Origin of the sequence: Actinomadura kijaniata (genome assembly GCF_014138665.1) — a bacterium.
Lineage (GTDB): Bacteria > Actinomycetota > Actinomycetes > Streptosporangiales > Streptosporangiaceae > Spirillospora > Spirillospora kijaniata.
The window spans coordinates 34429-51072 of record NZ_JACJIA010000018.1 but is presented as its reverse complement, the minus strand read 5'-3'; the positions used below and the strand labels follow the sequence as shown (position 1 = coordinate 51072).

Sequence of the window (16644 nt, the reverse complement as noted above, 5' to 3'; positions counted from 1 at the left end):
TTTGTGTACTTTTGACGAAGGTCCCATGCCTGCCAGCTCAGCACGACTGCGACCCCCTGCTATAGATGGCGGCTGAGGGATGCTGGAACGGCGTGGCTGCCCCGGTTCCCAGGTTTAGACGTCGTCTCGTTTGGTGAGGTGGCGGTAGCGATTCACCCAGGACACCGTGCGCTCGACCACCCAGCGGTGACGGCCGAGCCGGTTGGAGGTCTCGATGCCGCGGCGGGCGATGCGCGGGGCAATGTTGCGGCCGCGCAGCCATCGGCGCAGGTCGGGGAAGTCGTCGCCCTTGCCGGCATATAGCTTGGCCGGACGCCGTCGGCGCGGACGGTTGCGCGAGCGGATGGGTGGGATGCCGCGCACCAACGGTTCCAGCCCGAGCTTGTCGTGAGCGTTGGCGGCCGAGATCCCGACAGGGATCGGCAGACCAGCACGATCGGTGAGCAAGTGGATCTTCTACCCACGTTTACCCCGGTCGACAGGGTTCGGACCGGTCAGGTCCCCCCTTTGGCGGCGCGGACGCTGACCGGGTCGATCGCGCACCGTGACCAGTCCCGCTCGCCGACGGCGCCGAGTTCCTCCAGCAGGATCCGGTGCGGCTTGGCCCACACCCGCGCGGCGGTCCACTCGGTGAACCGGCGGTGCACCCTCTGCCACGACGCGCCGAAGGCGGGCGGGAGCTGCCGCCAGGTGCAGCCGGTGGTGGCCACGAACACCACGCCGCCAAGATGCTCCGGTCATCGGCACCCCGCCGACCGCCACCTTGCGGCCGCGTCGGCGCGGGCGAGGTCACCCGCTGGAACAACTCCCACAGCCCGTCCGGCACCAGCCGTTCCTCAAAGCTCGCCACGGCTGCTCCAACGAACCTTCACCAACCGGGACACGGTCTTAGCCGATCAGTATCTCGATATACGGCGGAACGGGACCGAGTCCCGGTCGCCCTGGGGGGCGTGCCGGCTTCGGCGTGCCCCCCGGTGCGTGTTCTCTTCGATGTGCGTGAGCCCGCAGGGCGTGTGGGCTTTCGGTGTTGAGATCGTGGGCTGGGCCGGGCTGGGCTGGGCTGGGCTGGGTGCGGGAGAGGGCCGTGGTGCCTTAAGCCCGATCGGGAGTGGGCCAGAACGGGTTGGAAGGGTTATCGGGTGTTGGCGGGGTGGGGGGTGGTGTGGGCCGTCTGGTCGGCGATGACGTTGATGGCGGCGGCGATGGTGTCGGGGGGGTTGGCGACCATCTGGCTGTGGTTGGAGGGCACGGTCGCGAACACGGTGACGTTGGGGTGGGCGGCGAGGACGGGGTCGAGGTTGGCGCGCATCGTGCGGACCTCTTCCTCGGTGGCGCCCATGTGCTTGCCGGTGGCTTTGATGAAGGCCACCGGGCACCGGATGTGGGTGTAGTCGTCGGCGAATTCGGCGAGGATCTCGTTGAACTCGATGTTGGCTTCGGCGGCCTGGGCGGCCGACATGCGAGAGCCCAGGCCGAGCGCGGCCAGGATCTTGATGGGGATGGCGTTGCGCCGAAACAGCTTGCGGACCTTGGCGCGGAAGGCGTCGTCGATGGGGTCCATCGGGTAGCCGCCGTCGACGCAGACCACGCCGGCGACCCTGTCGGGGTGCCGGGCGGCGTAGCGGACGGCGAGTGCGGCGCCGTGCGACCAGCCGGCCAGGATGGGCCGCTGCAGTCCGGTGGCGTCCAGGACGGCGGTGATGTCGTCCAGGCAGCCGGCGAAGGAGTAGTCGCTGGAGGTGCCGGACTTGCCGCGGGCGCGTCCGTCGAAGGTGACCACGCGGTACCGGCCGGTCAGCAGGGGCAGCAGGCCCCTCCAGTAGCGCTGGGTGGCGTACATGCCGTTGAGCAGCAGTATCGGCCGGCCGGGGCCCTCGGTGTCGTTGCAGTCCAGCACGGTGTCGGCGACGGGGACCTTGAGGTTGCGGGACATGGTTGCCTTCCAGCGATGTGGGTCGGTTCGAGGTTGCCGGTGCGGGCGGTGATGCCCGCGATAGGAGGTGGGGGGAATGGATGCCGCGACGGGCTGACGATCGTCGTGGAACGCGTTGCGAGCAGTAGCCGGCAATCGCCGGTGTCAGCTGGTGGGCGGCGGGATCCATTCGGTGAGCTGGATCGTCACCCCGTTGGGGTCGCTGAGCCGCATCATCAGCTCCCCCCATGGCTCTCGCCGGAGCGGAACGGTGATGGCGGCGCCCGCGCGGCGCAGCCGCTCGTGCTCGGCGGCCAGGCCGGTGACGGTGAACACCACGATCGCGTCCACCAGTCCCCGTCCCGCGTGCTGCAGGTGATCTCGCGGAAACCAGCGGCAGGGCTGATCAAAAGGCCTGCGGGGCGCCCTCACGAGGGCTCGGGCCCGGTGGTGAGGGAACTGGGTCAGCCGACCGGGAGGCCGTCAAGGATTATGCGACGGGCGCCAAACCGGATCTGAGCTGTGGTTTCGTCGACATTCGCGGCCGCAGCGACGCTTGCGCTCTTGCCGATTGGTACGGCGGGGGACCGCCACGGACCTGCCTCCAACTTGATCGACCGGCGACAGCAGTGAGGTGGATGTTGGGCGAATGAGGTGACATGGGAACGGGATGTGCGAGCCGAGCCGTCATCAGGGCGGTTCAAGAGGTGCTTTCCGAACCGCCTGAGCGGCTTCCACATATTTTTCATTGACCCCGGTCCTCGCTGGTCAGGGTGAGGGCGATCATCCTGTGGTCGCGGCCGCAGCCGGCATCTGAATGTCAGGGAAGGCCTGCCCTGTTGACAGCCGTTCGATGAGGGTCAGTACGGCCTCTTTCCCGCCGTTCGTCGCTGCCCAACGACTTACCTGGCAGGCGGCTTCGGCGTACACACGGGGATCCGCCGATGCCGCGCGCAGCCAGTCGCCGAGTGTCGCCGGCAAAGCTCGGCGGGAGTCGAGCAGGCAACGGTCGCCGGCCGGGGCGAGGTATCGGGGATCATCACTGACCAGGACGGCCAGACCCTCATCGAACCACTGCGGGACTTTGGCGCCGTCCAGACGGGCGTGAAGCTCCACATGGGTCAGCTCGTGCGAGGCGATCACGGGATCGACGCCACGCGGAGAGAGCATCACCGACCGGTTGAGTACGGCGATGCCGCGTTCCCGGCCACCGCCGATCCTGCGGTAGCAGTCGTCCGAGAGGCAAACGAGGATGTCAGGAGTGCTTGCCCGTCCGCCGAAGAAGTCACGTACCCGCTTGTTCGCCTGCTCGACGACCTCGGCCACGTGCCGGCGCTCGGCCGGCGCCAGGCCGGGTTCGGCGTACACGCCGGGCTGGAGCCGCTCCAGGCCATAACAGCCAGGACAGGCGGTGGCCGCAACAGAGGGGAAGGCGATCGCGGTCAGCGCCACGGCCGCGGTGAGGAGAACCGCGGTGACCATGCCCACGATCCACCAGCCTCTCCGGCGCCGGCTCGCCCCTCGAGGGATCAGGGGCATATGGACCTCCTTGGAGATCGGGTGTCTGAGTGGCGCGGCGCCAGGCCGTGCTCGTAGGCATAGATGACGGCGCGCACCCGCGTGGGCAGCCCGAGTTTGCGCAGCAGACTCGCGACGTGGTTCTTGACCGTGCCTTCCTCGATGGTCAGGGCTCGGGCTATCTGCGCGTTGCTCAGCCCTCGAGCCAAGTGCCGGAGCACCTCGAACTCACGAGCAGTGAGCCGCTTTTGCGCGTCGGCGGGGGACGCGGGCGACAGGCTCGCGAATCGGTGGATCAACCGGGTGGTGACCTGAGGGTCCACCAGCCCGTGCCCGCGGTGCAGCGCTCGCACCGCCTCCAGGAGCAGTTCAGGGTCGCTGTCCTTGAGCAGGAACCCCGAAGCCCCCGACTGGAGTGCCCCGAAGAGGTACTCATCGGTGTCGAACGTCGTCAGCGCGAGCATCCCCGGCGGAGCTTCCATGCCGGCCAGTTGCCGGATCGCGGAGATCCCGTCGACGTACGGCATGCGCAGGTCCAACACCACCACGTCGGGGCGCCGCCACAGCGCCTGGTGGACGGCCTCGGCTCCGTCGGCCGCCTCACCGACCACCTTGATGTCGGGCTCGCCGTCCAGTGTCACGCGCAATGCCTCACGTACGGCCAGCTGATCATCGGCGATCACCACTCGGATCGTCACGCCGCCCTCCTTGAACCGACGGGCCTGATCGGCACCACGGCCTCCACCCGCCAGCCGTGATCCTGCCCCGGGCCTACCACGAACGTGCCGCCATGTTGATCCACACGCTCGCGCATGCCTCTGATGCCCCGCCCCTCCGCTCCGGCACGGCCGTGGCCGTCGTCAGTGATCGAGACCGTCACCGCGGCCGGGTCGCACACCACGTGCACGTCCACGTGGCTGGCTCCGGAATGGCGGACGGCGTTGGTGAGCGCTTCTTGTACGACGCGGTAGACCGTATGGCCGACAGCGGGCGGCAGCGTGATGCCGGACCCGGCGCGGTGAACCGAGATCGGCAGCCGTGGCGTGGAGAGCCGCTTGGCCAGGTTCTCGATCTCTTCCGGGTCCGGTCCGGTGGGTGCCTCACGTAGTGAGTCCAGAAGGGCGCGCACCTCGTTCAACGCGGTTGCGGACAGCTCGGCGATGGTGCCCAGCGCCTTGTCGGCGGTCTGCGCCTGGCCACGCAGGGCTCGGCGGGTGGCGGTGGCCTGCATGCGGATGGCGGTGAGGTGGTGGCCGACGCTGTCGTGGACGTCGCGGGCGAGCGCGGCGCGTTCCTCAGCCATGGCGCGGCGGGCCTCGGCGTGGTCGAGCCGTGCCGCCTGCGCGGCCCGCTCACCGTACAGCTGCAGGGCGAGGCCCATCGCGACCGGAGCGACACCCATGATGACCAGGTCGGTGACCACGGAAAGCCCTGCCTGTGCCCGCGGGATGAGCAGGCCGTAACCGGTGGTCCAGATGATGGACAGGCTCAGCACCAGCCAGGCGCGGCGCGGCAGGCGGAAGGCCGCCGCGCCGAACATGACCATGGTCACCAGCCGGCCTTGCCAGCCTGGGATCGCCAGTCCGAGCAGAGCTATCGCCGCTGACAGCAGCGCTCCTGTCAGCGGGAAGCGGACACACAGCGTCAGGGGCAGGGCTGCGGCGAGGCTGGCACCCGCCAGGAGGGGCAGCTCAGGCCATGGCGGCTCGCCGTCGAGTATGGCGAATGCGGTGAGCGCGGCCGTGGCCGCGAGCACGAAGAGTCCCTGTCTGGCGTACACAGCGGCAACGCTACTTCGCCGGTCCGCAGGAGGCGCCGCGCGGTGGCATCTGGCCCGTGGTCAGGTAGCGGTGCACGTGCTCGCGTACGCACGGGTGGCCGGAGAGGTAGAGCGCATGCCCGCCGATGGCCGGCAGGAAGCGGGCCCCGGGAAGCTGGGCGGCCAGCCGGCGGCCGTCCGCAGTCGGGGTGTTGTCGTCGTGCTCGCCGCCCGCGATGAGCACGGGGGGTAGGCCAGGCGCCTTGATGGGGTGAGGCGCGTACGTCCTGGTTGGCGGGAGGCCGGCGCAGTGATTGGCCATCACCCACACGGCCCGCCACCCGATGTGGGGCGTATCGCGACGCAGGACGCCCTCCAGCTCCTTTACCTTTCCGTAGCCGGGGTAGGGCAGATCCGCGCAGAGGATGACGCGCGACAGGTCGGGGTCCGGCGCTCCTTGCACCTTGGCGAAGAACGAGGCGTCGCCGGCCTGTGCCCGCGCGAGCCCGGCGGCCAGGCGCTCCCAGGTGGCCTCGTGGGTGAAGTGGGCGCGGGAGGCGATCTGGGTGTCGCTGATGCGTACGCCGGGACCGGCTTCGGGGGCGGGGATGGGCTCGCGGCGGGCCTTGGCCATCACCTCTTCCCAGACGGCCACCGGATCCTTGCCGTGCAGCGCGCAGGTGGCGGTGCTCTGGCACCAGGCGGCGAAGCGCTTGAAGTTGGCCTCCAGAGCCTTGGCCCGTGGCTGGAGCCAGGTGCGCAGGTCGGAGGTGGTGTGGTCGAAGACGCTGTCGAGATACATCCGGCCGACCTGGCGGGGGAACAACTCGGCGTAGGCCTGCCCGAGTACGGTGCCGTGCGAGTTGCCCAGGTAGGTCAGCCTGGCCTGTCCCAGGGCCTTTCTGATCGCCTCCATGTCGTGCGCGATCTGCCAGGAGTTGAGGCTTCCCGACAGCGGCCCGGCCTCTTTGGCGCATGCTTGCCCGAAAGCGCGGTTCTTTGCAGCGTACGCGTCGTATGCGTCCTTGTTCGGAAACACCCACTCGGCGGCGAACGGTGCGGGGACAGGGCAGTTGATCACGCCGGACTTGCCGAACCCTCGTGGGTCGAAAATCACCACGTCGAACCATTTGGTCAGATCTGCGAAGGACTCCTTCGCCTGACGGACAAGCGCGATCTGCTCGCCAGGCCCACCGGTGTTGACCAGCAGCACGCCCTTCTTGCCGGCCTGGTCCTGGGCGGGCAGCTTGGCGAGACCGATCGTGGCCTTCTGCCCTGATCGGCGGGCCCAGTCGGTCGGCACCTGGATCTGTGCGCACTGCAGACCGTCTCCGCAGTCCTGCCATGACAGAGGCGTGACCGGAGCGACGGCGGTGACCGGAGCAACGGCCGTGACCGCGCCAGCGACGAGTGAGGCGACGATGTTCATGCCGGAAGGATCGCCGTGGCCGTTCCGCCCACGCCTCCCCCTTTCTGCATATCTTTTCCAGCAGCTCGGTCAAGCCGCGCCGGTAGTGGTTGGTGTGGGAGGCCTTCAGTGCGGTCTGCGCAGTGCGCCGATAGACCGGCCCGTTGGTCTTGAACTCGTGCACCCGCTCGCGCAGCGTCTGTTCGCCGCCCCGCACCGCGGGGAAGATCACCTCGCGCACCGTGCCGTCCGGACTGGTCAGCGAGGCGTCGGCAATGGTCAACAGCAGGCTCTCCTTGCCCGACACCCGCTTGAAGGCGTTGATGAGCTCCTCGGTGACCTTGCGCTCGGCCCGGGCACCCACCCGGTGGACCGTGGCGATCAGTAGCTCGACCAAGGCGTCGGTGACCTCGCGTTCCCGCTCGACCAGCAACGCCGCCAGCAGGGTGATGGTGGCTTCCGGCGCGTTGCGCGCCCGCGTACGCAGGTGCGACGGCGATTCCACCGCGGCCCGGAACCACCACCCGGCCAGCACCTTTGGCTCCGCATCGGCGAATAATCCAGCGGGCAGGCGATGGCCCGGATGGCGGTGGGCTTACGGATCTCGGTGAGCATGAAGACGAGGCTGACGTTGCCCGGCATCGCCTTGATCAGGGACAGCACCGATCCCTGATCCTCGTCTAGGTTCTGTCGTCGAAGTTCACGTCCGCATCAGCGCGGCGGCCAGGGCGATGGGGGCGTGCCCGGCCGCGGGTCAGTCGGTGACCCAGTCCATGTGGTCGATCCAGTGGGTGAACAGCGCCCCATCGCCGTGCACTTCCAGTGCGGGAGCCGCATCCAGCGGGCGACGCCTGCTGAGCACCAGCAGTAGGGCGGCGGCCGGGCCGCGTACCGCGACATCCGCCTTGATGTGCGTGTGCTCCAGGGCGACCCTGTCGGTTTCCCGGCGTACCAGCCACTCCCCGGGCACGTCGGTCGCGTGAAAGTGCAGGGTTTGGCCGTTGCCGCGCATCGCGTCGGCGAAGTCCGGCCTGTTCTCCCAATAGCCGCGGGAGGTCATCGTGTCCAGCCAGTCCTCGACGGCCGCGACGGCAGACTCCGGCGCCAGCTCGTACCGTGCGCCGAGCGCTGCTGCCGCGTCCGCACGATGCACACACGCCTCGCCGAACAGCCGGCGTGACCAGAACGGCACGCCTGCGGCGTCGCCGGACGGATCCCATACCGGCGTGTCGTCGGTGACCGATTCGAACGCCTGCTTCGCCTCGGTCGCGGCGTCGGTCAGCCAGGCGCCCCACTGGGCCGAGTCGGTCGGGGCCTGGACGTAGCCGGCGAACGCCCTGCTCGGCTCGGTCATACGCTCGCCCACGAGCATCGCCACCATGCGTTGTGTCGCGGCGACATGGTCGACGAGATCGGCCAGCGTCCACTTCGGACAGGTCGGCACCGGAGTGGCCGCATCCCTGCCGTTCACCCAGGCGGCGAACGTGTACGTCTGCTCGACGACGCCGTTCAAATACGCGGACGTGTCCATCGCTGCACCTCCAGGTCGGCGTCGAGTTCCAGCCACTCCACTAATGTGAGTGTCTCGAAGGCGCCGCTGACGATCGTGGATGGTGATCCTTTTCTATGCCTGCAAGGCTAGAGCCTTTCCACCGCGTCCGCATCGGTCAAACGACTGGCGCTGAGCCGCCGGAAAACCAGGGAGCGCGGGTGACGACATAGGTCGAATTGCCCTGGCGGCTCGACCCGTCGTCTGCCCCCGGCCCCGGTGCTGGTGGCTGTCGAGAACCGGCTCTGTCCCACTCCATGGGTGACGGTTACGGGATGACAGCCCAGCACGTCGGCGACACCCACGACCAGCCTGCCGAGATGACCGACGACCTCAACACCACCGACGACACGGCCATCGCACGCCTACCAATCGACCCCACCAAACCCAAGGCCAGCTGGCTGTCGATCATCTGATCAAACCGCACACCCACATCAACGGCTCAGGGGGCCCCGTCGTCCTGGGCCGTTCGACATCGGAGATCACCCCAGGCCCCCACTCGGGCACATCGCAACCGTGATTGGCGGCGACCCGTCGCCGCAAAAGCCGCTAACGCCAACGGCTGCTCAGTTGCTCCTGATAGGCCCATTCCCGCCCCCTCGGAGGGCGGTCGCACGTGCAGCGGGTGCAACGCCTGCTTGCGCTCATCCAGTTCCTTGTGGTGGGCCAGGCTGAACGCACGCACCGCGCCCTCGGCCGTGGTGATCAGCATCAACTTGGCGCCCCAGCAGAAGGCATGGTGCGATTGGTCCATGCCGTAACCGGCGATCTCGCCCAGCCCCGAGCGGTTGACCGTGACCCGGGAGGCGCCGCAGCGCACCGGGGTACCGTCCATCAAACGCAAGCGGTCCCACCATGACGGGGTGGCCCGAGCCAGCCACAGCGCGACCGCCGACAGCACCGGGCCCAGATCGCGCAGATGCCGGTCGTACTGCGACTGGCACGGCAGGCGGGGAAACGGGTGCCCGATCCGCCCGGGTGCGACCCGCAGCCAGCGACGCTCGTCGTCACAGCGCAGCAGCACCTGGGCGACCGTGACACAGACCGGCTCGGCATCGCTCAGCGTCCGGGGCCGGCCCCGCCGGGGCAGCGGTTGCCGCCAGGGCAGGACGTGGTCGTCCAGGTGAACGTAGAGTGCGGTCACAAGGGCGTCCAAGTCTGTTTTCACACACCGACCATGGGCGCCCTTCCCCATGCCCGCACCCGGTTCAGCGATTTCCCATCAACGATCTAGTGCTTCGCCAGGCGGCTCTCGACGCAGTCGACGGCGTGCCGCACGGTGCGGATCCGCTTGGCCGTCTCATCGGAGATGTGGACGCCGAACTCGTCCTCCAGGGAAACAACGACCTCGATCACGTCGAGGTCGCCGAGCCCCAGGTCCCCGACGAAGGAGGCCTCCGCGGTGACCCTCGCCGGGTCGAGACCGAACTGCTCCGCGACAAGCCGCTTCACGCGTTCCTCAATGGTCGTCATGTCGACCACTCTCCCCCACCGTCCGCAGAGCACGCAGCGCTCTTCTTCCTGACTGAGGATAAGAGCCCGCTTCCGATCGGGCTCAGCCCCGGGTCCGGCGGTCGAGGGTGGATGCCGGCATTCACGGCTGCTGCTGCTGTGGGGCCTGTTCCTGGGCTTGGGCCTGGGTGAGGGTCTTGTGCACGACGCCGACTGAGACGCCGACGCCGGCGGCGATGGTGCGGATGGATTCGCCGCGGGCGCGGCGGCCGCAGTGGCGCAGGCGGTCTCGGCGGCGGCCGCCAGGGTCGGCAGGTGAACCAGGCCCTCGCCCAGGTGCTCGGGGTCGAAATCGACGGTCACCGGTCGCTGTCCGGCGGCGAACTGGTTGATGTGCTCGCTGGTGTAGACCCCGCGCGGGTAGACCTCCAGGGTTTGGCCGATGAGCTGGTCGATCGCCGCCAGGGCAGCGGGGTGTTGTGCTGGTGGCACAGCATCCGGTCGGCGTTGGCCTCGTCCAGCCGCGCTTCCAGCCAGCCGGTCAGCCGGGCCTGGCCGCGCCGCCAGCGGGGCCGCTCGCCCGCGCGTTCGCCCTCTTCATGGGGGAGGGCGAACGCCAGGTACCAGGCTTCAGCGGGGTCGGCGTGGGCGGTAAGTGCCTGTTCCTGAACCCGGAGCGTCGCTGATCATCATGGACACGATGTCGGCAGGTGAGCAGGTGGCCATGCCGACCCGGTGAGGGCGATACTGAGTCGGTGTTCGTCGTCCCGCTGAGCCCGTTTGCCTACCTGATGCTCGGCCTCGCCTTCACTGGTCTGGGCTGTTGGATGGCCCTGACCGCCCTGATCACCTTTCTGGCTGTGTTCGGGGGGCTGTTCCTGCTGATGGGTGTGGGCTCGCTGGCTGTTTGTGCCTGGCTGCGCCGGTCGGGTGTGGACTGGTTCCAGACCCGGTTCTAGCCACCGCTCCGGGCGGTAACTGGCTCGGCGGTGATCGCCTTCGCCGAGAACCGTTGGGGTGGCCGTCATTGTGGCGCCAGACCGAGCGGCGGCGTCGGGCACCTCGTGTGGGTGGTTCAGTCGGCGTACCGGTCGACGAAGAGATGGATGTGCTTGCGGTGGCCGCCGAAGGCGTTCACGGCGGTCATCAGGGCTCGCCAGCCATCCGGCGTCGCGGGGTACCGGTCGTCGAGGAACGAGAACTCGACTTCACCCCTGCTGTTCACGGACGCGTCGAAGTACGCGCCCATGCCGTGCTCGTCGCGGACGTCCCAGTGGTATCCGGGGGTTTCCCACACCTGGTAGGACATGTCGTCGTCGATCCGGTGGCGCGGCTCGGTGTGAAGGCGGTCCCGGGACGTGCTGATGAACGCGGGCTCCGGCAGTTCACCGCCGGGGATCCTCGGTACGGCACCGGCGTCGCGCAGGGCCGCGGCCAGCCGGGCGTCGGCGTCTCCCCCGGGGTCGGGGACGCGGCCTCGTTCCCATTCCTGGATGGAGTACGGCACGGGGCCAAGGTCACGGCCTACGCGCAGGTCGTACAGCGTGCTCATCAGCAGGTCGATCGAGCGCAGCCTCGGATCGTTCGCGCGGTCCCGCTGGAGTGCCGCCAGCCGTTCGGCCGCCCGGGGGTCACCTCCGGCGGCGCGGACGCGGAGCAGGGCCAGCGCCCTGTCGATGTCGCCGGCGTCGAGGGTCCGGTCGACCATCGCGGCGGCCTCGTCGGGGGACGCGCGGACGATCTCGATGCGGTCCGGCCGGGACGCAAGGTCGGCGAGGTGCTCGGCCGCCCACCGTTCGGGACGGCGGCGCAGGACCGACAGGGCGTCGTCCAGCGCGCCGTCCCGGACGATCATCAGCTCGATCAGGCAGGAGGTGGTGAACCGGTCGGCCGCGTTGGGGTGGTCCCGAAGCACGCGCATGGCGTCGTCCATCCGGCCGTTCTCCAGGAACAGGCCGATCAGGGGGCGCGCGTCGTAGTCGTTCAGGGTCCCGGACCGCAGGCGGTACGCCTCGGCGGCCCCGGCGGCGTCACCCTGTTTGCGGCACAGGTCCACGAGCCGGTGCGCCGCGCCGGGGCTCCGCTCGGCGAAGGCGCGAAGCAAGGGGATCGCCTCTGCGTAGCGGCGCTGACGTTCCATCTCCGCGACCAGGGGTTCGGCCGAGGCGTAGCCGACCTGGTCCGGATGTTTCCGGACGGCGAGGTCGGCCAGCTTCCGGTATCCCTTGTGGCGCAGGGCGAGGATGATCCGGTCCGACACATAGACGCCGCCGGACGACACGTGGGCGCGCAGGTCGGTGCCGCGGTCCCGGTCGAGCAGCCACATGACCAGGCGCTCGGCCGCGTCCGGATCACCGGCCCCGGCCCGTTCCCGCAGCTCGTCGGTCCTGTCGTGCTCGGCCAGCAGGTGCGCCAGCGAGCGGGCGGCCAGGGTCCGTTCCGCGGGCGACTCCGCTCGTTCGGCGCAGCCGCCGAGCACGGCGATCGCGTCGTCCACCCGGTCCCGGGCCAGGAGCAGGTCGGCCACCTGCGCGGCCGCGGCCGCCTCGGCGATCCCGTGGTCGCGGAGGAGAGCCAGCGCGGCCGGGGAGTCATCACGTTCGACGTGCTCGGAGGCCAGGGCGTCGACACGGCGGCGGACGTCACCCGGCCGGAGTCTGGTACGGAGCCACTGCCACGAAACGGCCACAACCAGCGCCTCGCCTCACGTAGGTCCCGGCAATGACGCCATGGTACGGGCCGTACACGATTCGGCACCGGGAGGGCAGGCGGGCGGGAAGGGGTACCGGCTCGCCTGCCCGGCTCTCTTGGAAGCCGCGGTCGGCAGAGCCGCCCCATGGCCGCCAACGCGGAACCGTTCGCGGTGGCGTCACCATGACGGACTCACGAACGGCTCGTACATCTCTGCCGTGCGGCCTGGCAGGGTCTGGGACCAGCAAGAGTCCAAAGTTCAGGAACAGGCACTTATATCGCTGCTGGCGGAGTGGCACGCTTCGAGTCGTGCATCGCGATCAGTTCTGGGTGTTCATCGATGACGCCCGTGCCGCGGCGGCCGGGAACGACGCTGACAGCGTCGCCACCAGCGCCATGAAGCTCATGGCCGGATGGGTCGGCCGCCGAGATCGCCGCGCTGGAACAGCCCCTCTGGGACGTGCTCACCGAGTCCTACCGCGGTGACCTGTGGGGAGCCGCCTACCTGATCAACGGCGGGGCATCCGATGACGGCTTCGACTACTTCCGCGGCTGGCTGGTCAGCCAGGGCCGCGCCGTGTACGAAGCCGCCCTGGCCGACCCCGACTCCCTGGCCGCCGTCCCCAAGGTCCGCGAAGCCGCATCGGCCGGGCACTGCCTGGAAGACGGAGCGATCCTGAGCCTTGCCTGGAACGCCTACGAGCACAAGACCGGTGAACAACTCCCACCCGACAACGCGACCTACTCCTGTCCCAACATCGATTCCGACTGGGATTTCGACAACGCCCCCGAGACCGAGCGTCGCCTCCCCCACCTCTGGGAGTTGTTCGGCAGGTAGTCCTCCCGATCGTTGGCGGCCCGTCGAGGCATGACCCCACACCTACACACGCGGCGCTCACCACCAGGACGACGGACGCCCCACCGCAACGGGCCGGGCTGCATCTGCTGGCTCGCACGCTGGCGGCGTTCCCGACCCTCTCGGCGCCTGCCTCTACCCCGGCACGACCGCCGAACGCGGTGGCCGGGTGTGCGGTCCTTCGGGACCGTCCTGGGCGCCGCGTCCGGCGCTTTGCGGCCTGACCCCATGCGTGCCCACCACCCCATGCGAAGCCGCTGCACTAGGCTGAGGGGCAGCGGCGGCCGCGCGCCCGCCCGCTCCGAGCCGTCAGTGCCTACGCCGCCGACGGCGACGAGGACAAGGGTCCACGACTCGCCCGCACCCGGTTCGGCTTCATGGTGTCGCGATCTCACCGGCCGGTGCGTAGGGCCTGCTGGGATGTGGAGCGAGCGATGACCGACAACAAGGCGTTCAAGCCGTGGCCCGGGCCCTGGCGGCCCGCCAGGGGCTGCCCTACGCCGAGGCCCGCCGGCGGCTGCTGAGCCAGCCGCATCCTCTGGCGCGCGGGTCGTCGAGGCCATCGCGCTGACCGGGGCCCGCATGGAGGCCGTCGCCGACACCGACAGCATCAGCGGAGACGGGGCCGCCGCTGTCTATGCCGACCATGCCGAGCACCTGCAGAGCATGCTGGACCTGGACCCGGCCGCGCTGCGCGTGGCACTGCAGAAGGTGTTGTCGTCCTGGGAGCGGCAACTGGCCTGGAAGGGCCAGCCCCTCGACGACGAGCGGGAGCGCGGCAAAGCCGCCGCCTACGTCCGCGACATCGCCACCATCCGCGCCGTGCTGGAGAACACCGAGAAAGGCCCATGAGGAGGATTGGTCCAGGAATTAGCGGCAGACGCTGTCACCTATGGTGATGCTGGGTGGCAAAACCGACGGCGCGTCGATCCTGTCCGGTCCACCGCCCGCATTACCGCAGGTAGCGGCGCCTGCCGCTAGCCGTCGTTCCGATCCTCCTCGCTGGCCGAGTTTCAGTCAGTGGCGCGTCCTCGCTGGAGTGACCAGGCGCTGTACGAGCCCGACCGGCCGTCGGCCGAAAGTCGGTGCGCGCTGCCAGGCCGCCCACCTCCAGCGGCGCGGGCAACTCGAAGATGGGTCAGTGCAGCTGTTTGAGCCACCGTTCCTGTCGCGGCGGGACCGGCCACAGTTGCAGCAGATGCTCCTCGACCACGCCGTCCTCGGCCAGGGTGAGGTGTTGCAGCTCGGCGCCGCGTTGGCGGCCGCGAGCGTGCAGTCGCAGGCGGTACCACCTGCCCTGCCGCTGGGCCGCTGTTCGGTCCGCTGTTCGGCCTGCTGGTGATCGAGTTGATCGGTGGCCTGGCGGACGCCGGGGGTGGAGGGCAGGGGGACGGTGAAGGTGCCCTCGCCCGTCAGCAGCGACTCCACTGTGATCGCGTCCGCCAGCTGCAGGCTGACCTCGATCACCTCCTCCCACTCCTGCAGGTCCGCGGCCGGGGGATGGGAGTGGACCTGAACGGTGACCGGCAGATCAAAGCCGTACATGCCGGTGAACGCACACGCCATGCGGTCGCTGACATCGACGGCGATCAGCGGGTGAGGGCCGGAGCCGCGGTCATACAGGGTGTCCAGGTCGGGCACATCCTGCTCGTCCTCGCCACCTTCCTCGCCGGCTTCCTTGGCACCGTCGGTGTGGGTGGTCAGCCAGTACTGGTGGTGGCTGGGATGCACGGTGCCCACGTCGGCGTGACCGTCGGCGCGGGCCCAGACCACGGCGGCGCGGAAAGCGGCGGCCTGGCCCTGGTCGCCGTCGCGGTCCAGGTTGTCGGCCGAGGCGGCCAGGTAGTCGGCCAGCCAGCGGCGCGCGATCAGCTGGTTGCCGACCGAGATCGTATGGAGCGTTCGGGCCGGGCCCACCGGGGGACCTGGTGCCGCGCGAGCGCGGCAGCGGCGAGCGGGCACCGCGGGGCCGCCCGCTCCTACCCAGGCGACTCGGAACGCCCTTGCAGCCGACAGCTCCATTCCCGTTACACACTGTCACTGTCTGGATCGGTGACGCTCCTCCTCGGGCGCGGAGTTCGGCCGGGATCGACGGCGCCCCGGTGACAAGGCCCGGTCGCAGGAGGGAGGTGGCAGCAGGGACGTCGCCGCGTCCGCCGGGTGGGCGGCGTCCTGGCCGCGCATGGTTGCCGCTGCTATTCGTCGAAGGGCCTGATGCAGGTCCTGGCGAGGGGACTGGTGGCGGAGCGGGCGCGGGCGGCGGGCCGCACCACACCGCACCGCACGCGAGACGACCCGCCTTTCCAGGGGGAGCAAGCCTGTGGGGCAGGAGCACCGGCCAGGGCCTTGTCTGCCCCGCCCCTGCGCAGGACCCGGCCGGCGCCGGCGCCGAGTTCCAGGATCGTCCCGCCCGGGCCGGTGCCGTGCACGTCCCTCACCGTCCCCGCGCGTGTACCGGAACGCTCATGCTCAGCGATCCGGGAGGCCCTGTCCAGACCAACGGCGCTCCCGCCTGACGGCAGGGGTCCCGGCGGGCGGAACCGGGCCTCTCCCCCACGGATGTGCCTAGGGGCACGCCTGCCGAGCCGCCGGGAGGTCGAGCGCCTTGCGGATGGAGCTGAATCCGAGGCGCTTGGTGCGCGCGCAGAACTTCTTCAGCGGCAGCTCGTACTCGGCGTGGAACACCGGCTTGCCCGCTTTGATGAACGGCTTCAGCGCGTCGCACTCGTCGTACTGCGCGCACTGCTCGTTCACCGCGAAGTCCATGACGCCCACCAGCTGGGGGATCTGGTCCAGGTCGTTCTTCAGCCCGATGGCCAGCCCGCGCTTGTGCGCCTCCTCGGCCAGCATCCGGTTGAACGCCAGCTGGTGCGCGGCGGTCAGCGGGAACCCGGTGTCGTGCTTGTAGCCGTCCATCCAGTCGGGCTCGACCCCGTCGAACCCCTTCTTCTTGCACTGGTCCAGCCGCGCCGCCCAGATCGGCCGCACGGCGTCGATCCGCCGGATGTCGACCCAGCGCTCGTCCTCCCAGCCCTGCACCTTCTTGCCGAGGACGTTCCTGGGGAACCGCTCGAAGTCCGGCCGCCACGTCTCGGCCGACCCGATCGCGGTGTAGCAGATGACCTTCCGGCCCGCCCGGTGCAGCGTGGCGACGGTCTTGGCGGAGGTCTCGAACAGGTCCACGTCGTACACGGCGGCGCGAACGGACGTGTCGACCTTCCCGCTGAGCTGCCACTGCCACGACACCCCGGCCTTCGGGCGCCACCACGACCGCGCCTGGGCCTGCTGCCCCGCGGGCGCCTTCCCGTTGGACGGGAGTGCCGTCACGTTCGCGCTGCACGCCACGGCCGTCAGCGCCACCGCGCCGAGCCAGCCCGCCAAAAAGATCTTCACGTCGCCCCATCCTGCCCGGTTCGCCGGGAACGAGAGGGGTTTTCCGCCAAACGCGCGGTGGCGACGGACGACCGGCCGCGGCCCTCACGGCCCTGGCCGTGCCCCT

The 16644-nt window shown here is 69.7% G+C and carries 16 protein-coding genes and 2 pseudogenes; 5 read left to right on the top strand and 13 right to left on the bottom strand.

The annotated features are described in order from the left end of the window. Window positions 1-126 precede the first annotated feature (126 nt). From HNR61_RS48790 to HNR61_RS41755, 8 genes and pseudogenes are all read right to left on the bottom strand, one after another. A pseudogene (locus tag HNR61_RS48790) lies at window positions 127-850 on the bottom strand (IS5 family transposase); the annotation flags it as partial. Between the two features lie 282 nt (window positions 851-1132). Further along, window positions 1133-1933 carry an alpha/beta fold hydrolase gene (locus tag HNR61_RS41785; RefSeq protein WP_182848685.1) on the bottom strand — a complete coding sequence of 267 codons (801 nt, stop codon included), beginning with the start codon at window positions 1931-1933 and terminating at the stop codon, window positions 1133-1135. Window positions 1934-2077: 144 nt separating this feature from the next. Next, window positions 2078-2263: a VOC family protein gene (locus HNR61_RS41780; protein WP_312898350.1), complete on the bottom strand. Its 186-nt coding sequence runs from the start codon at window positions 2261-2263 to the stop codon at window positions 2078-2080. Between the two features lie 432 nt (window positions 2264-2695). Continuing rightward, a complete protein-coding gene (locus HNR61_RS41775; RefSeq protein ID WP_182848684.1) occupies window positions 2696-3400 on the bottom strand; it encodes a hypothetical protein in 705 nt (234 codons plus the stop codon). A 41-nt stretch (window positions 3401-3441) separates the two neighbouring features. Beyond that, on the bottom strand, window positions 3442-4128 hold the full coding sequence (locus tag HNR61_RS41770; protein ID WP_182848683.1) for a response regulator: 687 nt from the start codon (window positions 4126-4128) through the stop codon (window positions 3442-3444). After that, on the bottom strand, window positions 4125-5210 hold the full coding sequence (locus tag HNR61_RS50300) for a sensor histidine kinase (RefSeq protein ID WP_182848682.1): 1086 nt from the start codon (window positions 5208-5210) through the stop codon (window positions 4125-4127). Before HNR61_RS50300 ends, HNR61_RS41770 begins: the two co-directional genes overlap by 4 nt. 10 nt (window positions 5211-5220) lie before the next feature. Next, window positions 5221-6618 carry an alpha/beta hydrolase gene (locus tag HNR61_RS41760; protein ID WP_182848681.1) on the bottom strand — a complete coding sequence of 466 codons (1398 nt, stop codon included), beginning with the start codon at window positions 6616-6618 and terminating at the stop codon, window positions 5221-5223. A gap of 733 nt (window positions 6619-7351) precedes the next feature. Further along, complete coding sequence (locus HNR61_RS41755) at window positions 7352-8128, bottom strand: maleylpyruvate isomerase family mycothiol-dependent enzyme (RefSeq protein WP_182848680.1); 777 nt, start codon at window positions 8126-8128, stop codon at window positions 7352-7354. A 293-nt stretch (window positions 8129-8421) separates the two neighbouring features. Between HNR61_RS41755 and HNR61_RS41750 the strand changes: the two genes are divergently transcribed. Beyond that, window positions 8422-8562, top strand: a complete 141-nt coding sequence (locus tag HNR61_RS41750; RefSeq protein ID WP_182848679.1) for a hypothetical protein — start codon at window positions 8422-8424, stop codon at window positions 8560-8562. A gap of 179 nt (window positions 8563-8741) precedes the next feature. On the opposite strand, the pseudogene HNR61_RS41745 reads toward HNR61_RS41750, so the two are convergent. Together HNR61_RS41745 and acpP are read right to left on the bottom strand one after the other, a co-directional pair. Beyond that, a pseudogene (locus HNR61_RS41745) lies at window positions 8742-9314 on the bottom strand (IS982 family transposase); the annotation flags it as partial. A gap of 62 nt (window positions 9315-9376) precedes the next feature. Beyond that, window positions 9377-9619, bottom strand: coding sequence for an acyl carrier protein (gene acpP / locus HNR61_RS41740; protein ID WP_182848678.1), 243 nt, complete (start codon window positions 9617-9619; stop codon window positions 9377-9379). A gap of 464 nt (window positions 9620-10083) precedes the next feature. Between acpP and HNR61_RS41735 the strand changes: the two genes are divergently transcribed. Then, complete coding sequence (locus HNR61_RS41735) at window positions 10084-10284, top strand: hypothetical protein (RefSeq protein WP_182848677.1); 201 nt, start codon at window positions 10084-10086, stop codon at window positions 10282-10284. 69 nt (window positions 10285-10353) lie between these two features. Beyond that, entirely contained in the window at window positions 10354-10557 is a 204-nt protein-coding gene (locus HNR61_RS41730) for a hypothetical protein (RefSeq protein WP_182848676.1), read from the top strand. Window positions 10558-10673: 116 nt separating this feature from the next. On the opposite strand, the gene HNR61_RS41725 is transcribed toward HNR61_RS41730, so the two are convergent. Beyond that, a complete protein-coding gene (locus tag HNR61_RS41725; RefSeq protein ID WP_182848675.1) occupies window positions 10674-12287 on the bottom strand; it encodes a tetratricopeptide repeat protein in 1614 nt (537 codons plus the stop codon). A gap of 462 nt (window positions 12288-12749) precedes the next feature. Here HNR61_RS41725 and HNR61_RS47075 point away from each other — a divergent pair, with 462 nt between their 5' ends. Together HNR61_RS47075 and HNR61_RS41715 are read left to right on the top strand one after the other, a co-directional pair. Next, a complete protein-coding gene (locus HNR61_RS47075; protein WP_220510438.1) occupies window positions 12750-13127 on the top strand; it encodes a DUF4240 domain-containing protein in 378 nt (125 codons plus the stop codon). A gap of 600 nt (window positions 13128-13727) precedes the next feature. Further along, a complete protein-coding gene (locus HNR61_RS41715; RefSeq protein WP_182848674.1) occupies window positions 13728-13997 on the top strand; it encodes a hypothetical protein in 270 nt (89 codons plus the stop codon). Between the two features lie 165 nt (window positions 13998-14162). On the opposite strand, the gene HNR61_RS41710 is transcribed toward HNR61_RS41715, so the two are convergent. Further along, a complete protein-coding gene (locus HNR61_RS41710) occupies window positions 14163-15062 on the bottom strand; it encodes a hypothetical protein (protein WP_182848673.1) in 900 nt (299 codons plus the stop codon). Between the two features lie 648 nt (window positions 15063-15710). Then, window positions 15711-16538, bottom strand: coding sequence for an endo alpha-1,4 polygalactosaminidase (locus HNR61_RS41705; protein WP_220510437.1), 828 nt, complete (start codon window positions 16536-16538; stop codon window positions 15711-15713). Window positions 16539-16644: the final 106 nt, after the last annotated feature.

Bases quoted from the DNA above. Each gene is read 5' to 3' on its own strand.
- HNR61_RS41785 (WP_182848685.1), bottom strand. From the start codon at position 1,933: ATGTCCCGCAACCTCAAGGTCCCCGTCGCCGACACCGTGCTGGACTGC.
- HNR61_RS41760 (WP_182848681.1), bottom strand. From the start codon at position 6,618: ATGAACATCGTCGCCTCACTCGTCGCTGGCGCGGTCACGGCCGTTGCT.
- HNR61_RS41755 (WP_182848680.1), bottom strand. From the start codon at position 8,128: ATGGACACGTCCGCGTATTTGAACGGCGTCGTCGAGCAGACGTACACG.
- HNR61_RS41750 (WP_182848679.1), top strand. From the start codon at position 8,422: ATGACAGCCCAGCACGTCGGCGACACCCACGACCAGCCTGCCGAGATG.
- acpP (WP_182848678.1), bottom strand. From the start codon at position 9,619: ATGACGACCATTGAGGAACGCGTGAAGCGGCTTGTCGCGGAGCAGTTC.
- HNR61_RS41715 (WP_182848674.1), top strand. From the start codon at position 13,728: ATGGAGGCCGTCGCCGACACCGACAGCATCAGCGGAGACGGGGCCGCC.